Source organism: Telluribacter sp. (genome assembly GCF_035998675.1).
Classification (GTDB): domain Bacteria; phylum Bacteroidota; class Bacteroidia; order Cytophagales; family Spirosomataceae; genus Telluribacter.
In genome coordinates this window covers 77,587-93,059 of the sequence record NZ_DASYHI010000014.1, presented here as the reverse complement: position 1 = coordinate 93,059, position 15,473 = coordinate 77,587, and the positions used below count along the sequence as shown (strand labels likewise).

Here is a 15,473-nt window from a genome sequence, read left to right as displayed (position 1 = left end):
TACTTAACCCGGCTTTTTTACTACTGTTGCTTCTCCCCCGACTTATCAAAATCGGTTTTGTTGACCCAGTTGGCCTCCATAGGTTCCCCTTTCAAATAGCGTTCATAAAAATTACGGGTCTTTTCTTCGGCGTAGGGGTAGTTGTCAAAAACAGCGCCCCGGCCAAACATCCGCGGATCACCCTGCGCCCGTAGTTCCTGCTCCATGAGGCGGGCCAGCTGGCGCCTGTTAGTCTGGTGTTTTTTATCAGTGGCCAGGTTAACCATACAATCGGGATCTTTGCTGATTTGGTACAATTCCTCAGCGGGACGTTTTCCCAGCCCCCACTCCCAGTAACGCCGCTCCGTCGGATGGTGTCTGCGCTGAATCAGTACCGTTTTGGTGGGGCTGCCGTCGGTGTTGAGGTAGCCGGTAAGCGGATCGCCCGACGGCCAGCGCTCCGGCTCGTAGTTGTGCAGGTACAGGTAGCCGTTTTTTACAATTCCCCGGATGGGGTAGCCCGCGTCATTGGGCCGGCCAATGTCGTGGCGCTCTTTTCCGATCAGGACATAGTCGCGTTTATGTTTTGGCGCATTGGTAAAAATATCCACCAGGCTCTTCCCCTGCACTGGCTCCATACCCGCTGAAGTCGCAGTTAGACCCACAGCTTCCAGGAACGTAGGCACAAAATCAATAAAGCTTACGTAGTCTCTTACTTTTCGGTTGGGCTGCACTATGCCCTCTTTCCACCTAATGGCCAGGGGTAGGTGGTTGGAGGCTTCAAACTCCTGCCCTTTTACTCTGGGAAACGGCATACCATTGTCCGAAGTAACAATTACGATAGTATTATCAAGTTCGCCCCGCTCTTCCAGCAGCCGCAGCATCTGGCCCAGGTGCTGGTCAAAGTACTCTATTTCATAGGCATAGTCCAGCATATCCGTCCGGACAGAGTCGATGTCGGGCCAGTAGGCGGGTACCCGGTCAATATCCGCGCTTTTTTTACCGTGCGCCTTCCCCGACCCGTACTCGTAAGCCCGGTGGGGCTCGGTGGAGCCGTACCAGAAGCAAAAAGGTTGCTTGCCCGGCCGGTCGTTCAGAAATTCCTTAAAATTAGCTGCGTAATCTATTTTACCGATCTGGGAGGTAGGTGTCTCTGTTTTTTTAGCGTTGTAGGCCGGGCCGGTCAGCTGCCGGGGTTTTCCGTTTAAAGTACCCGGATTGCCAGGTGCCCAGCCCTTGGCGGTGTGTCCCACGTGGTACCCGTTTTCCCGGAGTACCTCCATGATTGATTTAAACTTGGCCGGAAAGTAGGGTACATGATTGGCCGCCTCTTCAAGTTGCCAGGAATTTCGGCCCGTCAGGATACAGGAGCGCGAGGGGGCACACTTGGCATTGGGAGTATAGGCATTCATGAAGAGTAAACCTTCGGCGGCTACCCGGTCAAAATTCGGCGTTCTGATCCAGCGGGTACCGTAGGCACCCGCGTGCGGGAATGACTGATCGTCAGCGATACAGAACAGAATATTGGGGCGGGAAGCCTGCTCTGGCCTGGGGTCGGCCAACCGGTTTCCCAGGATTAGAAGCAATAGTAACAAGCCTCCGGTAAGTCTGTATATACCTTTCATCTTTACGGTGGTACCTTTTATCCTAAAAGTCGGTCAAGTTATCCTATCTACCATTTGTCAAATGAATATTATAAGTAGGTTTGTATTCCTGAATGCCACTTCTTTACCAATCCTAACCTCACCGATTTATGCTCATTACTACTACCCCTACCATTGAAGGAAAAAAAATAGTGAAGTACATTGGCCTTGTTAACGGTGAAGCGGTTATTGGAGCCAATTTTATCAAAGATTTTTTTGCCGGTATCCGGGATATCGTGGGCGGGCGCGCCGGTGCCTACGAGCAGGGCCTGCGCGAAGCTAAAAGCATTGCCGTGCGCGAAATGATGGACCAGGCCCAGCGGCTGGGGGCTACGGCCATAGTGGGGGTCGACCTCGACTACCAGACCATTGGCAACACCAATACCATCCTGATGGTCAGTGCCAACGGTACGGCTGTTATTACCGAGTAAGTACTTAATGAGCCACGGCCGTACACACCGGCTCTGCTCCTGTTCACTCCCTCAAAAATCCTGGTATTATGTACTTACCTCTACTCAAACGTACGGCCAGCCTGCTTTCGGTAGGACTGGCTGTTATGGTAATAATCAGCAGTTGCCGGACCACAATCCGGGAAACCACCGACAGTACTCCTGAGGATTCAACCCGGGTACCTAATGAGCAACTCACTTTGCAGCAGCGTACCGTATACAATTTGCTGGTATGGCTTAAAGACCATCCCGACCAGGCCGATGAGCGTAGCTGTTTCACCATGGATGGCGTGGATGTTACTGAGTTGGATACGCTGTGCCTGCGGCAGCACCTCCACGAACTCCGGGCCACCGGACTGTTTGCAACCTCCTATTTCACTGCCCTGGAAAAAGAATTTGGCCAGATGCAGGCCCAAATTAAAGAGGAAGGCTACGCGGCGTCCAAAGACTACGACAGGTACTTCAACTCGCAGGACCCACCTGCTTTTGAGGAAACCATTGATCAGTTGGAAGCCGTAGGTACTACCTCCCTTTTTGGCGACGAAGCTTTTGTAAGTATTCCCTTCCTGAACCCCCGCTATACGCTTACTTATAAGTTACGAAAGGAAAACGGAACGTGGAAAATTAGTCATATTCTATAAAAAATACCGGCTACACCGCTTTGAAAGCCAGTGTAGCCGGTATTTTATCAGGTAAGTACTAATCAGAAAACGCCCTGGGCTATTTTGAGTACGTTATCGGACTTGCCCATGGTATAAAAGTGCAGTCCGGGTACGCCGTAGGCCATCAGCTCTTTGCATTGCTGCACCCCCCACTCTATACCCACCTGACGCACATCTTTATCATCTTCACATTTTTCGGCCTCCCTGACCAGTTCCTGTGGCATATTCAGGTGGAAAATCTGGGGTAGTATCGTCAGCTGCTTTTTGGTTGAAAGCGGTTTCAGACCCGGAATAATGGGAACGGTTATTCCCTCGGCGCGGCACCGCTCCACAAACCGGAAGAACATCTGGTTGTCGAAGAACATCTGCGTTACGATAAAGTCGGCCCCCGCGTCGACTTTCGCTTTCAGGTACTGGAAATCAGTATCCATACTAACTGCCTCGAAGTGCTTTTCGGGGTAGCCGGCCGTACCAATACAGAAATTCGTGGGGATGGCGTGGGTTTCTTCGTGCAGCAGTATGCCTTTGTTCATATTTACCACCTGCTCAATAAGCTCGGAAGCATAACAGTGGCCGCCTTCCTTGGGCTTAAATACGCCGACCGATTTTTCGGGGTCTCCGCGCAGTACCAGTACATTGTTGATGCCCAGGTAGTGCAGGTCAATGAGCATATCTTCGGTTTCTTCCCTGGTAAATCCTCCGCAAATAATATGCGGAACGGCATCCACCTTAAAGCGCTCCATCAGACGGGCGCAGATACCCACCGTACCCGGTCGCTTGCGGATGGGAATCCGCTGTATGAGCCCATTGGGTTGCTGCTTTTCTATGACTTCCTCGCGGTGGTAGGTAACATCGACAAAGGGCGGCTTAAATTCCATGAGTGGCTCAACCGAATCAAGCAACTGAACAATACTCTGGCCTTTGAGCGGCGGTATAATTTCAATGGAGAAGAGTGTTTTGCCGTTAGACTGGCTAATGTACTCCGTTACTTTAGTCATGTAGTACTATTAAATAGCTTAATAAACAGCTCCAAAGTTACTCAGTTTCGTAACGCCGAACCAAACTATTAAGCAGGAATGCAGTAAAAGGATGGGATAAATAAGAATTGTCCCGGCTCAGGTACCTGAGCCGGGACAGAAAACAGTTATTTCGGTTCTGTTGAAAGTATTTTGATGGCCTTCAGTACCACGGGCTGGCACCGCCACCGCTCGTTGGGATAGGTTTCTTTGAGTTCAGCCGTAATCTCTACCCGCAGTCCATCCTTAGTGAACGACTCGGGAATATTACAGGGACAATAAGGCGTAGTGGGGTCATCGCTGAGGTAAATATCCACCCAGGTTGCGGTGGGGTTTGTGGTAACACGCACCGCGCCCTGCTCGTTGGTGAGTACACTGGTAGTTTTCCGTTCAACGTAGGTACACTGCGATTCAGCCAGTGCCCCCAGTTCATCCTTGGGTTCGTCGCTGTTACAGGCAATGGTACCCAGCGCTACTAATAGTAAAGTTATATAAGTCTTCATCTCTTTTGTTCGTTTTGTCCAAAGAGATAGAAGTGGTCCAAACAGTTGGAAAAGCCTTTACCTATTTTTCAAAGTACCTTCTTGTCAGGCAGAAGCCAGGTATACAACCCCTCCTGCCATTGAGCTGAACCACAGCAACCGCCATGCCAGTTCACACATTTTTACCTGCCTCTCCATTACCTCTCCCTTCTATCTCTATTTTTTATGTCCATAAATTGCTTTGACTAATTACCGTCGGGTTTCCTTCTTTTTTACCGGAACATCCTCGGGGGGTTCGTTATAACCCCGGTGCTTACTCATATTATGTTCTTCAAATTCCTCCACGGCCTCCTGGTCCAGCCGGGCCGACGACTTAGCGGCGTCATCCTTATGTTTGGCTGGTCCTTTGGGACCTCCGGGGGATTGCGCCCCGCCTTCGATATTTTCATTATCGTCCTGTGACTCCATGGTATGGTTGGGTTATAAACTGTTGCCGAAGTACCAGCCGGATTATCCGCCCGAGCCTCATATAGGTACTGACAATTCGTATTCCAGGGGGAATGAGTGGTCGGGAAGTAGTAAACAGGGAAGTAATGGGAAGAAATGTACTCTTGGGGCAGGTGGGGGTGTTCCTTAAAATCCACATATAATAAAAATAGCCTACCGCATAACAGTAGGCTATTCCACGTAAACCCTCCTCTATCTGTGATTGTCGTTTTTATTGCATGTTGTATAAATCAAGAATTTATACAGCCTGTTAATAAGTTAGACGTTAAGATTATTTAAATCTCTGTGCCACCTGTTTCTACCAATTTCAGCAACACAGTAACAAGCTCATTATCAGGGCAGTATTTTTTTGACTTTTTTTCTTCCCTGAATTCTCGGGAAAAGATTCCCCAAAATGAGTTCCCCACTCGTACCCAATGTTCCCCAGAGTGTATACGTCACCCCACTTTTAGTAACATTTCTATGTGTTCAATGTCGTCTTCGAGGTACATCTCACTCACCTGCTCAAACCCAAAAGATTCATAAAATTTTTTCAGGTACAGTTGCGCTCCAATCCGGATAGGTACCTGGCTGTATAACTGGTACACCGCCCCGATGGACTCCTTCATTAACTGGCGTCCAATACCGTACCGGCGGTACTGTGGTGAAGTAACTACCCGGCCAATGGAAACCTGCTCGTAGGCAAGGCCGGGCGGTACCAGGCGCGTATAGGCAGCCAGAACTCCCTCCGGCGTCCAGCCCATCAGGTGGTGGCACGACTGGTCTTTGTTATCGATATCCAAAAAGGGACATTGCTGCTCAACCACAAATACCTCGCTCCGGAGGCGCAGCAGCTGGTACAGTTCATCCAGGGTGAGTTCGTTATAAGATTTTAAAATCCAGCTTAGTTGCATGAAAGTAAGGATTGGTTCATCTATGTACAGGTCCATCAGCCGCACGCAGCAGACGGTTTTTCAAAGTAAACGCATTGCATTGAATTTTCGGGTCAGGAAGTCGTCGGGCCGGATGCCTTCGCCAGATTATGGAAAAATTACCGCAGCAACTCCCGGCCCGCTCTGCTTTTATTGGTGCGGATAGGTTTGGTTTTGTAGTTTTGCGAAATAAATTTGATTTAAACCAAGCCTTATCAACGCCTATAATAATGGGAAGAGCATTTGAATACCGGAAAGCACGCATGTTTAAACGCTGGGACCACATGGCCAAAACCTTTACCCGCATCGGTAAAGATATAGTACTGGCCGTAAAAAGCGGTGGTGCAGAACCCAGTACCAACGCCCGTCTGCGGGCACTCCTCCAGAACGCCCGGGCCGCTAACATGCCCAAAGACACCATAGAGCGGGCCATCAAGCGGGCTACGGCCAAAGACCAGGAAGACTACAAGGAAATGGTCTACGAAGGCTACGGCCCCCACGGCGTGGCCATCCTGGTCGAAAGTACCACCGACAACCCCACCCGCACCGTGGCTAACGTACGCAGCTACTTCAACAAGCTGGGCGGCAGCCTGGGTACCATGGGTATGCTCGACTTTCTTTTTGACCGGAAATGTATCTTCAAAGTAGCCAACGACGGCAAAAGAGACGTTGAAGAACTGGAACTGGAGCTCATAGACTTTGGGGCCGATGAAGTGTTTCTGGACGAGGAAAATAATCAGATTGTGATTTACGGAGAATTTACCGCCTACGGCTCGCTCCAAAGCTACCTGGAAGAGAATAAATTTGAAATCGTAGAATCGGATTTTGAACGAATCCCGAACGATACCAAAAAACTAAGCGAAGAGGAAATAGCCGAGGTAGAGAAGCTCATAGAACGCATTGAAGAAGACGACGACGTGCAGCGCGTTTTTCATAATATGGCTTAAGTAGCTGATAGCTTGTAGCCAGTAGTTATTAGTTGAGGCGGCTCCTATGGGGAGTTGCCTCTTTTTTATTCAATAGCTTCTATCTTGTGCGTCTTTCCCTGGAATTGGAAGCTTTCCCCTACTCCCTTTCCCATCAGTAGTCTGCCAATGGGTGAAGCCAGCGATACGGCCATGACGGTAGTACCTTCCAGCGTTACCGGCCCCACGCTCACGGCCACAAAGAAGGGGCCGGCCGTAGTTCTGACCAGACTACCTAAGGCTACGCGGGTAAGTACCTCGGTTTCGTTGATACGGTTCAGTACCTGCCGCTCCTGCCGGGCCTGCTCGTACTGGCGGGCGTACATGTCCCGGTCGAGTTGACCCATAGCCCGAGCGGTTTCGTACTTATCGCCCACCGAGCTTTTGCTTTGTTCATTGGCCGAGGCCTGCGCGGCTTCCATCGCCTGCCAGGATACCGCCATCCGCTCGTCGAGCTGGGTTTTGAGATGAGTGATCAGTTGTTGTTTCATATTCAATCCAATATATTATTCCTACAGTAAGAATTAATTCATCTCATAAAGGCACAGTAGGATATACAACTTTGAAAGTAAGTACTTTTATTCTTTCTTCATTTTACTACTTCCAAGCCAGACTATTATAGCACTTAACTCCTTCTATAAATGAACAAAATAAAAGTTGCATTAGTAGCTCTTTCTCTAGCTGTTACTTATTGTACCTCGGCTCCGGAAGGCGAAAAAACTCTCCCAACAGGCACTCAAAGTGGTGCCCAGACTACTACTTCGACCTTATTACCCAGACTTCTTTACACGGATATTGATCCATCCATTTCGGTTAAAGATAAATCTCAGGAGGAGATAAAGGACTTACTCCACGAAATGTACGAAGTAGACCAGCGGTACCGGGACAGTCTACAAAACCAGAATAGACCTGAGAGAAGACGCTTTTACACCCAGAGGATGGGAGCTTGCGATGCTGCGAATCGTACTTTACTGGATAAAATTATCGAAGAAGTAGGCTGGCCCACCATCAGTCAGTTTGGGAAGAAGGGCGCTGATGCAGCATGGCTCGTTGTCTGGCATCAGCGCAGTGATAAACACTATTTAGCCAAGTACCTGGATCTGATGCAGCAAGCCGCAGAAAAAAAAGAGATGGACTCCACTAACTTCGCTTGGGTAAAAGAACGGGTAGAATGGCAGGCAAGGCAACAGTAAAGTAAGTACCTGCTACGAACAGTAAAAAGTTCTCCTGTTCGTAGCAGGTACTTATCTACCACCTCAATACGCCAGTACCGGCGACAGCCACCTTTCTATATCCTCTACGGACATATTCTTGCGGCGGGCGTAATCTTCTACCTGATCTTTATGGATTTTACCGACCGGGAAGTAGCGGCTGTCCGGGTGGGCAAAGTACCAGCCACTAACGCTGCTCGCCGGGTACATGGCGAAGCTTTCGGTAAGTACTATATCGGCTCTTCCCGCGTCCAGCAGGTTAAACAGGGTTTCTTTCTCGGTATGGTCGGGGCAGGCCGGATAACCGGGAGCCGGGCGAATCCCCTGGTACTTCTCCTTAATCAGGGATTCGTTATCCAGCTTTTCATCGGCCGCGTAGCCCCAGAACTCCCTCCGTACGCGCTCGTGCATCAGCTCAGCAAAGGCTTCGGCCAGGCGGTCGGCCAGCGACTTCACCATAATACTGTTGTAGTCGTCGTGCTGGCTCTCGTACTTTTCCAGCAAGGCCTCAATACCGAGCCCGGCCGTTACCGCAAAACCACCTATGTAGTCGGTATGGCCCGTTTCGAGCGGCGCAACAAAGTCTGACAGGCAGTAGTTGGGCAGGTTAGCCGCTTTCTGGCTCTGCTGCCGCAGGTGGTGCAGAACAGTCATTGTATCTACTACAACTTCACCGCCGTCCAGGGTTTGCGGATCAGTGGCTGCTGCGGATTCATCGCTATGGCGGCGGCTGATCTTATATTCCACATGGGTATGAGAACCATGCCGCTCGCAGGGTACCTCACGCTCCTGCTCTTCGAAATTATGCAGTAGTATGTCATCTTCGATAGCGTTGGCGGGCCAGAAACCAATTACGGCCTTAGCCTGCAAGGATTTATCCCGGATAATTTCACCCAGCAGTACCGCCGCGTCCTCGTACAGTTTCTGGGCTTCGCTTCCTACTATCGGATCTTCAAAAATCGCAGGGTACTTGCCGTGCAGCTGCCAGGTCTGGAAGAAAGGCGTCCAGTCTATGTACTTCGCTATTTCGGCCAAATCATAGTTTTCCAGCACGCGGGTACCCAGGAAAGTAGGTTTAGGCGCTATGTACTCCTTCCAGTCTATATTGACCCGATTCTGGCGGGCCGCTACAATCGGTACGTGTACCTTATCCGACTGCCGGCGCGCGTGGTCTTCCCGCAGTTGGGCGTACTCGGCTTTTATATCTGTAAGTACCTCCGCCTGGCTCTTATCGCTCTGCGTCAGTTTGCCGGCTACGGGTACTGAGCGCGACGCATCCAGTACGTGTACCACCGGTCCCGAATAATGCGGGTCGATCTTGACGGCGGTATGGATGCGGGAGGTAGTAGCGCCCCCGATCAGCAGCGGGAGGGTAAAGCCCTGGCGTTCCATTTCTTTGGCTACCCCTACCATTTCGTCCAGAGAGGGCGTTATGAGGCCCGACAGACCAATAATGTCAACGTTGTGCTCTTTAGCGGCCGCCAGGATTTTATCGGTAGGTACCATCACCCCCAGGTCAATGATTTCGTAGCTGTTACAGCCCAGTACTACGCCTACTATGTTTTTACCAATATCGTGTACGTCGCCCTTGACAGTAGCCAGTAGAATTTTACCGACCGGCTTGGCATCGGCCTGTTTGTCGGCCTCAATGTAGGGTTGCAGGTAAGCCACGGCTTTTTTCATTACCCGCGCCGATTTTACTACCTGCGGCAGGAACATTTTCCCTTCACCAAACAGGTCACCTACTACACTCATGCCGTCCATCAGCGGACCTTCGATCACTTCCAGCGGGCGGCTGAACAGGTGGCGACATTCTTCTACGTCTTCTTCTATGTAGTCGGCGATACCCTTCACCAGCGAGTGGGTAATACGCTCCTTCACCGCTGCTTCGCGCCAGCTCAGATCCGGCCCCGACTGGGTTTTGCCTTTATCCTTGATGGTCTCGGCAAAGGTCACCAGACGCTCCGTGGAATCCGGGCGGCGGTTGAGCAGCACATCCTCTACCAGCTCCAGGGTTTCTTTGGGTATTTCGTCATAAATCCCAATTTGTCCGGCGTTCACGATACCCATGTCCAGACCAGCCTTGATGGCGTGGTACAGAAAAGCGGTATGAATAGCTTCACGAACGGGCTCATTGCCCCGGAAACTAAACGATACGTTGGATACCCCGCCCGATACCTTGGCGTACGGCAGGTTAGCTTTTATCCAGCGAACCGCGTTGATAAAGTCTACGGCGTAGTTGTTATGCTCTTCGATACCCGTAGCAACGGTGAGAATATTAGGGTCAAAAATGATGTCCTGGGGTGGGAAGCCTACCTCGTCTACCAGGATGCGGTAGGCGCGTTCGCAGATCTGAATACGGCGCTCGTAGTTGTCGGCCTGTCCGTCTTCGTCAAAAGCCATGACTACCGTAGCGGCTCCGTAGCGCAACACGGTACGGGCAACTTCTTTAAATTTCTCTTCTCCTTCTTTTAGGGAAATGGAGTTGACAATGGCTTTGCCCTGCACGCACTTCAGACCCGCCTCGATCACCTCCCACTTTGAGGAGTCAATCATGATGGGTACCCGGGCTATGTCGGGCTCGGCGGCAATGAGGTTCAGGAAGGTTTTCATGGCCTCGGCCCCATCAATCATCCCTTCGTCCAGATTTACATCAAGTACCTGAGCACCGTTTTCGACCTGCTCCCGTGCCACGCTCAGGGCCGCGTCGTACTGATTCTCCCGTACAAGGCGGGCAAATTTCTTGGAACCCGTTACGTTACAACGCTCACCGATATTCACAAAGTTGGTCAGGGAGGTAATCTTCACCGGCTCCAGCCCCGACAGCTTCATGTTGGAGTCGTAGGCGGGTAGTTGCCGGGGTTTATGGGTAGCCGCCAGGTTGGCGATCACCCGTATGTGGGCGGGCGTAGTACCGCAGCAGCCCCCAATGATATTGACCAGACCGTCCTTCAGAAAGCCGCCTACTACCTCACCCATTTGTTCGGGTGTTTCGTCGTATTCGCCCATTTCGTTGGGTAAGCCCGCGTTGGGGTGAGCCGAGGTATAAAAAGGTGCTTCGTTGGCTAAGGTCTGCACGTACGGGCGCATCAGGTCAGCCCCCAGGGCGCAATTAAGCCCCACCGAAAGCAGCGGCAGGTGCGAAACCGACGTTAGAAAAGCTTCGGTGGTTTGCCCGGACAGGGTACGGCCGGAGGCATCGGTAATGGTACCTGACACCATGATGGGCAGCGGCTGACCGTCAACCCACTTCCAGGACGGAAGCGGCGTAACGATCTCTTTGCGGGCGTCTTCAAAGAATTTATCAATGGCAAACAGAGCGGCCTTGGCGTTTAGGGTATCAAAGACCGTCTCTACCAACAGCAAATCACACCCACCGTCGGTTAGCCCGTGTACCTGTTCGTAGTAGGCGTTAACCAATTGGTCAAAAGAAATAGCCCGGAAGCCGGGATTGTTCACATCGGGCGAGAGGGAGGCCGTGCGGTTAGTGGGCCCCATTGAACCGGATACAAAACGTGGTTTGTGCGGCTCCCGCTCCGTAAATTTATCGGCTACCTCCCGGGCCAGCCGCGCCGACTCGTAGTTAAGCTCATACACCAGTTCTTCCATGCCGTAGTCGGCCATGGCAATCCAGGTACCCGAAAAAGTATTGGTTTCGGCGATATCAGCCCCGGCTTCAAAGTAGGCAGCGTGAATTTCTTTGATTATGTCCGGACGCGTCAGCGAAAGCAGGTCATTATTCCCCTTTACGTCCTGTGGCCAGTCTTTAAACCGTTCGCCCCGGTAGTCCTCGTCCTCCAGCTGGTAGCGTTGGATCATGGTACCCATTGCCCCGTCCAACACCAGTATCCGGTTTTTCAGAATTTCACGTATATCCACTTTCAGAGCAGTCGCCATAGTATTCATTCTATTCAGTTAAATGCTTATTGAGCTTTCCATCAATGTAAAAAGTACCCAAAGTAAGGATACTTAAAGTACACAAATTTAACTGAAAAGACTTTTTATTCCATTTATTAAAATAATTCAGCTTATTTATCTATAAATATCCACTCTTGTACCTATTATATCTAAATTAGCAAGTACATTCCCAACTTATTCAGATATTCTATCTATGCATATTTTAGACGATACTGACCGCTCCATTTTGCGTTTCCTTCAGAACGATGCTACCCTCAAAACCCGCGAACTGGCTGCTATGCTCAATCTGTCCTATACCCCCGTGTACGAGCGGGTCCGGCGGCTGGAAAAGGAGGGAGTTATAAAAAAGTACGTGGCGCTGGTCGACCGCGACAAGGTAGGCAAGAAGCTGATGGTGTTTTGTAATATCGCCCTGAAAGAGCATTCGCGGGCCATTGGGGAGCGATTTGTGGAGGCCGTCATGGCCATACCCGAGGTACTTGAGTGTTTCAATATTTCCGGCGACTACGACTTTCTACTCAAGATAGTCGTGAACGATATGCCCGAGTACCAGCAGTTTCTGATGCAGAAGCTGGGCTCCGTTGAGAACATCGGCAGTACCCACAGTCTGTTTGTGATGGGTGAAATCAAGACTTCTACGGAGCTGAGTGTATAGGTGCCCGGCCCTTTAAAGCAACAAAAAAGGGTACCTCGTATGAGGTACCCCAAAGGAAATAGTAAGTACTGCCCAATCAGTAGCTACTATCTTTTCTTTTTCTTTTTGCCGTGCATGGGTCGGTCCATGGCCTGTACAAATGCCCCATCAGCATCAAAAACCAGTACCCTGTTGGTATCTCCGGAAACAATATGGACAAAGTAGTTGCCATCGGCGTTGGTACCGGCATGCTTAATCTCGGCACCGCTGTAGTTGGTGCCGATATAGCCGGGAATGCTACCCGGCAGGGCACTTACCTCTACTGGTGTTAGTTTGGCTTTTTTACCGTGACGCTGTAGTTCCTGCGCAAAAGTACCATCCGCCTTAAACAGCACTCCTACGTGCGTTCCGTCTGCTTTTTTTACGGCTACCACCAATTTACCTTCGGCATCTTTACCCGCAAACAAGATGGTGGCTCCGGCGTAGGTACTGCTGATGTAAGCAGTTACCGCAGCGGGCAGGTCAGCCGTGGCTACTTCGGTGAGCTTCCCCTTACATTTGGTTTGGGTTACGGGGTCAGCCTCCACCGCAAAGCGGGCGGCCGACAAGGTGAGCTGGTCCAGCTCAGTTAGTTCGTCGGGTGCAATGGCATCCTTTTGGCAGGCCGACAAAAAGCCCACCAGAATCATCATGAAAAGAAAGGCAGTTTTTTTCATTGTAACTGGGGTATGTTAAGGTTTTAAAATTTACTTTCACTTGCCATTACGTCGTCCCCATTTTAAGTGTGGCAAAAATTTTCAATAAATATTTTTTCGGCGTACTGCCACATTTTTATCCATACAAGCGTAGTAAAGCATACAGGTAGTAGTTACATCAGAAGAAGTACCCAGGCTCATAGACTTTTACTCCGTTTGTTTTTCAGGAAAAAGAAAATAGAATTCTCAGAGGAGGACTTCGAAAGCGTCGTACGGGCGTGCCTGGCGGGTAGCGAGCAGGCACAGCGGGCACTTTTCAAGCAGTACTTTGGCTATGCCAAGAGCATTTGCCTGCGCCACTGCTCGTCCCCTGAAGAAGCCGAAGAAGTCCTGAACGAAGGTTTCTTCAAAGTGTTTCAGCACCTGGACCGTTACGATCCCAGCCAACCCTTTAAGGCCTGGCTGCGGACCATCCTGATCAACACGGCCATCAGCCATTACCGCAAAAACGTAAAGTACACCCGCGACACGGTGGGACTGGAAGATGCCACTTATCCGAAGTTTGATGATAACATTATTGAGAAAATAACCGCTGACGAAATTCTGGAACTGGTGCAACAGCTTAAACCTATATATAGAACAGTTTTTATACTATACGTTGTAGATGGCTACAATCACCGCGAAATAGCCGATCTGCTAGATATTAATGAGGCCACGGTGCGCTCCCACTACGTCAGGGCGCGCGCACGGCTACAACACCTGATCAAACGATCATACCCCGACCTGTTTCCGACCGATTGGGGAGTACAGTCCTATAGACAAAATGAAAACTAACCGATTTGAGGAAAATCTACGTAAGAAGCTAGAAAGCATTGAGCCGGACTTTGAAGAAAAGGACTGGCAGCAGATGCAAACCTACATGCGCCAGCAGGCGCCGCCTTCGTTCTGGCAAACCCACGGACAATGGGCAGGCTATGCTCTGGCCGGAGCCACGGCCTTGGTTACGGTGGTACTGTACCACCAGCAGAGCCAGCAGAGCGATCAGCTCCGGCAGGAAATCGCTTCCCTGAAAAAGACGCTGGAACAGCAGCAGGCGGCGCCTCCCGTGGTCATTGAAAAAACGGATACGGTATACGTACTTAAATCCGAAAATAAGCCGGTGCAGCCGGAAGCGACCCTTTTTGAAGAAAAGCGGCGCGAACTGGCGACCCTGGAAAGGGAATCGGCCCGACGGACTCAGGTTTCCCCCAACGAGCTACCGCCCCCCCCGGGCGACCTGGTCAGGGAACAACCGCCCGGATTTTCGGCTGAATCATCGGCTCCTGCTGCTACCACTCCGGCCGAAACCGAAAAAGCAGTCCTGCCCGGACCGGTCGGTCCCGTGCCGGGTAGTACTCAGTCCGCCGCTCCTGCTCCCGAAAGTACAAGCGGCCGCCCGGCTCCCAACACTGGTAGCTTAGCAGAATTGGTGGCCGGCATTCCGGTGGCCGGCATCCCGGTGGAGGGTACCTCAGGAGCCAAAGTCCCGACTACCCCACAGGCTCCTGTCATCCTCCCCGAGTACCGAACCGAGCTGGCTCCAGTGGAGTTTTTACGTGCCCGGCCACTGTCCAACCGAACCAGCCTGGGGCGCAAACTAGCGACCCGGATGCCCAAAGCCACTGTCAACCGACCTTTGGCCGTAACACCTCTCCCTGCGCCACCGTCTAAGGTAGCAGCCCCGCCCCAACCTACCGAAAGCCAGAAGGCGGAACGAATCCTGCCCGAGCTGCCGGTACCTTACCGGATAGGTGTGGGGCAGCAGTGGGAGGCCCGCGCCAAGGCTACTACCCTCTGGGCCGACATCCTGCTGGGCAGGCACCTGAGCGTAACTACCGGCCTCAGCTGGCTTAAACCGCAGGAGGAAAGGTACTTTAACGAGAAAGTATTCCGTGAAAAAAAGCGGCAGGATTTCCGGGCTAAGCACGGCCGGGGTATTCCGCCCAGCTTTGAGGTATTTAATATAACTACCCGCACTACGCTGGTACAGGTACCGGTGGGTGTTACCTTCCGAGGCGAACTGGGGCGGGACTTTGCCTACCTGCTCGGCGCTGGCACCAATCTCAATGTGCGTACCCGTCAGGTACTTAGTTTTGACCTGCGCATACCCACCCAGCAGATTGACCATTGGACCAAAAGAATACTTCCCCCGACACCGACCTTCACCAATGTACAGGTATCGGCGGGTATTGAAAAACGCTGGAATCCTATTGTGTTACAGGCTGATGCCTACCTGATTTCGAGAGATAGTCCGCGGTCGTACCTCCCCGACAAACAAAGTCTGGGCGTTCGCTTCAAGATTCTCTACCAGTTTGGGAAGGTCCGGTAGTACCTTCTGAAACAGGGCGGTTTCTGCCTCCGT

At 51.3% G+C, this 15,473-nt stretch carries 16 protein-coding genes; 8 read left to right on the top strand and 8 right to left on the bottom strand.

Annotation, left to right across the window (positions count from 1 at the left end):
* Window positions 1–20: 20 nt before the first annotated feature.
* The gene (locus tag VGN67_RS07090; RefSeq protein ID WP_327486097.1) at window positions 21–1,604 is read right to left on the bottom strand and encodes a sulfatase; all 1,584 of its coding nucleotides are present in this window, start codon (window positions 1,602–1,604) and stop codon (window positions 21–23) included.
* 128 nt (window positions 1,605–1,732) lie between these two features.
* On the opposite strand from VGN67_RS07090, the gene VGN67_RS07085 reads away from it, so the two are divergent.
* Together VGN67_RS07085 and VGN67_RS07080 are read left to right on the top strand one after the other, a co-directional pair.
* Window positions 1,733–2,053: a heavy metal-binding domain-containing protein gene (locus VGN67_RS07085; RefSeq protein WP_247233920.1), complete on the top strand. Its 321-nt coding sequence runs from the start codon at window positions 1,733–1,735 to the stop codon at window positions 2,051–2,053.
* Between the two features lie 68 nt (window positions 2,054–2,121).
* The gene (locus tag VGN67_RS07080; RefSeq protein WP_327486096.1) at window positions 2,122–2,712 is read left to right on the top strand and encodes a hypothetical protein; all 591 of its coding nucleotides are present in this window, start codon (window positions 2,122–2,124) and stop codon (window positions 2,710–2,712) included.
* Window positions 2,713–2,774: 62 nt separating this feature from the next.
* Here VGN67_RS07080 and metF read toward each other — a convergent pair whose 3' ends face one another.
* From metF to VGN67_RS07060, 4 genes are all read right to left on the bottom strand, one after another.
* Window positions 2,775–3,731 carry a methylenetetrahydrofolate reductase [NAD(P)H] gene (metF, locus tag VGN67_RS07075; RefSeq protein ID WP_327486095.1) on the bottom strand — a complete coding sequence of 319 codons (957 nt, stop codon included), beginning with the start codon at window positions 3,729–3,731 and terminating at the stop codon, window positions 2,775–2,777.
* Window positions 3,732–3,877: 146 nt separating this feature from the next.
* Complete coding sequence (locus VGN67_RS07070; RefSeq protein ID WP_327486094.1) at window positions 3,878–4,252, bottom strand: hypothetical protein; 375 nt, start codon at window positions 4,250–4,252, stop codon at window positions 3,878–3,880.
* Between the two features lie 228 nt (window positions 4,253–4,480).
* On the bottom strand, window positions 4,481–4,699 hold the full coding sequence (locus VGN67_RS07065; RefSeq protein ID WP_327486093.1) for a hypothetical protein: 219 nt from the start codon (window positions 4,697–4,699) through the stop codon (window positions 4,481–4,483).
* Window positions 4,700–5,175: 476 nt separating this feature from the next.
* Window positions 5,176–5,631, bottom strand: coding sequence for a GNAT family N-acetyltransferase (locus VGN67_RS07060; protein ID WP_327486092.1), 456 nt, complete (start codon window positions 5,629–5,631; stop codon window positions 5,176–5,178).
* Here VGN67_RS07060 and VGN67_RS07055 point away from each other — a divergent pair.
* A complete protein-coding gene (locus VGN67_RS07055) occupies window positions 5,630–5,815 on the top strand; it encodes a hypothetical protein (RefSeq protein ID WP_327486091.1) in 186 nt (61 codons plus the stop codon). The genes VGN67_RS07060 and VGN67_RS07055 overlap by 2 nt on opposite strands.
* A 64-nt stretch (window positions 5,816–5,879) precedes the next feature.
* A complete protein-coding gene (locus VGN67_RS07050) occupies window positions 5,880–6,596 on the top strand; it encodes a YebC/PmpR family DNA-binding transcriptional regulator (RefSeq protein ID WP_327486090.1) in 717 nt (238 codons plus the stop codon).
* Between the two features lie 65 nt (window positions 6,597–6,661).
* Here the strand turns inward: VGN67_RS07050 and VGN67_RS07045 are convergent, their stop codons facing one another.
* The gene (locus tag VGN67_RS07045; RefSeq protein WP_327486089.1) at window positions 6,662–7,105 is read right to left on the bottom strand and encodes a transcription elongation factor; all 444 of its coding nucleotides are present in this window, start codon (window positions 7,103–7,105) and stop codon (window positions 6,662–6,664) included.
* 150 nt (window positions 7,106–7,255) lie between these two features.
* Here VGN67_RS07045 and VGN67_RS07040 point away from each other — a divergent pair, with 150 nt between their 5' ends.
* Entirely contained in the window at window positions 7,256–7,807 is a 552-nt protein-coding gene (locus VGN67_RS07040; RefSeq protein WP_327486088.1) for a DUF6624 domain-containing protein, read from the top strand.
* Window positions 7,808–7,870: 63 nt separating this feature from the next.
* Here VGN67_RS07040 and metH read toward each other — a convergent pair whose 3' ends face one another.
* Window positions 7,871–11,722, bottom strand: a complete 3,852-nt coding sequence (gene metH, locus VGN67_RS07035; RefSeq protein WP_327486087.1) for a methionine synthase — start codon at window positions 11,720–11,722, stop codon at window positions 7,871–7,873.
* 214 nt (window positions 11,723–11,936) lie between these two features.
* Between metH and VGN67_RS07030 the strand changes: the two genes are divergently transcribed.
* A complete protein-coding gene (locus VGN67_RS07030; protein WP_327486086.1) occupies window positions 11,937–12,398 on the top strand; it encodes an Lrp/AsnC family transcriptional regulator in 462 nt (153 codons plus the stop codon).
* Window positions 12,399–12,484: 86 nt separating this feature from the next.
* On the opposite strand, the gene VGN67_RS07025 is transcribed toward VGN67_RS07030, so the two are convergent.
* A complete protein-coding gene (locus VGN67_RS07025) occupies window positions 12,485–13,093 on the bottom strand; it encodes a hypothetical protein (protein WP_327486085.1) in 609 nt (202 codons plus the stop codon).
* A gap of 195 nt (window positions 13,094–13,288) precedes the next feature.
* Between VGN67_RS07025 and VGN67_RS07020 the strand changes: the two genes are divergently transcribed.
* Together VGN67_RS07020 and VGN67_RS07015 are read left to right on the top strand one after the other, a co-directional pair.
* Window positions 13,289–13,906: an RNA polymerase sigma factor gene (locus tag VGN67_RS07020; protein ID WP_327486084.1), complete on the top strand. Its 618-nt coding sequence runs from the start codon at window positions 13,289–13,291 to the stop codon at window positions 13,904–13,906.
* Window positions 13,896–15,440, top strand: a complete 1,545-nt coding sequence (locus tag VGN67_RS07015; RefSeq protein ID WP_327486083.1) for a hypothetical protein — start codon at window positions 13,896–13,898, stop codon at window positions 15,438–15,440. Before VGN67_RS07020 ends, VGN67_RS07015 begins: the two co-directional genes overlap by 11 nt.
* Window positions 15,441–15,473 lie beyond the last annotated feature (33 nt).

What these genes read in the sequence shown, in the direction of transcription:
- VGN67_RS07050 (WP_327486090.1), top strand. Translation starts at nt 5,880, where the DNA reads ATGGGAAGAGCATTTGAATACCGGAAAGCACGCATGTTTAAACGCTGG.
- VGN67_RS07080 (WP_327486096.1), top strand. Translation starts at nt 2,122, where the DNA reads ATGTACTTACCTCTACTCAAACGTACGGCCAGCCTGCTTTCGGTAGGA.
- metH (WP_327486087.1), bottom strand. Translation starts at nt 11,722, where the DNA reads ATGGCGACTGCTCTGAAAGTGGATATACGTGAAATTCTGAAAAACCGG.
- VGN67_RS07085 (WP_247233920.1), top strand. Translation starts at nt 1,733, where the DNA reads ATGCTCATTACTACTACCCCTACCATTGAAGGAAAAAAAATAGTGAAG.
- VGN67_RS07025 (WP_327486085.1), bottom strand. Translation starts at nt 13,093, where the DNA reads ATGAAAAAAACTGCCTTTCTTTTCATGATGATTCTGGTGGGCTTTTTG.
- metF (WP_327486095.1), bottom strand. Translation starts at nt 3,731, where the DNA reads ATGACTAAAGTAACGGAGTACATTAGCCAGTCTAACGGCAAAACACTC.
- VGN67_RS07090 (WP_327486097.1), bottom strand. Translation starts at nt 1,604, where the DNA reads ATGAAAGGTATATACAGACTTACCGGAGGCTTGTTACTATTGCTTCTA.
- VGN67_RS07055 (WP_327486091.1), top strand. Translation starts at nt 5,630, where the DNA reads ATGAAAGTAAGGATTGGTTCATCTATGTACAGGTCCATCAGCCGCACG.
- VGN67_RS07060 (WP_327486092.1), bottom strand. Translation starts at nt 5,631, where the DNA reads ATGCAACTAAGCTGGATTTTAAAATCTTATAACGAACTCACCCTGGAT.
- VGN67_RS07030 (WP_327486086.1), top strand. Translation starts at nt 11,937, where the DNA reads ATGCATATTTTAGACGATACTGACCGCTCCATTTTGCGTTTCCTTCAG.
- VGN67_RS07065 (WP_327486093.1), bottom strand. Translation starts at nt 4,699, where the DNA reads ATGGAGTCACAGGACGATAATGAAAATATCGAAGGCGGGGCGCAATCC.
- VGN67_RS07040 (WP_327486088.1), top strand. Translation starts at nt 7,256, where the DNA reads ATGAACAAAATAAAAGTTGCATTAGTAGCTCTTTCTCTAGCTGTTACT.
- VGN67_RS07015 (WP_327486083.1), top strand. Translation starts at nt 13,896, where the DNA reads ATGAAAACTAACCGATTTGAGGAAAATCTACGTAAGAAGCTAGAAAGC.
- VGN67_RS07070 (WP_327486094.1), bottom strand. Translation starts at nt 4,252, where the DNA reads ATGAAGACTTATATAACTTTACTATTAGTAGCGCTGGGTACCATTGCC.
- VGN67_RS07045 (WP_327486089.1), bottom strand. Translation starts at nt 7,105, where the DNA reads ATGAAACAACAACTGATCACTCATCTCAAAACCCAGCTCGACGAGCGG.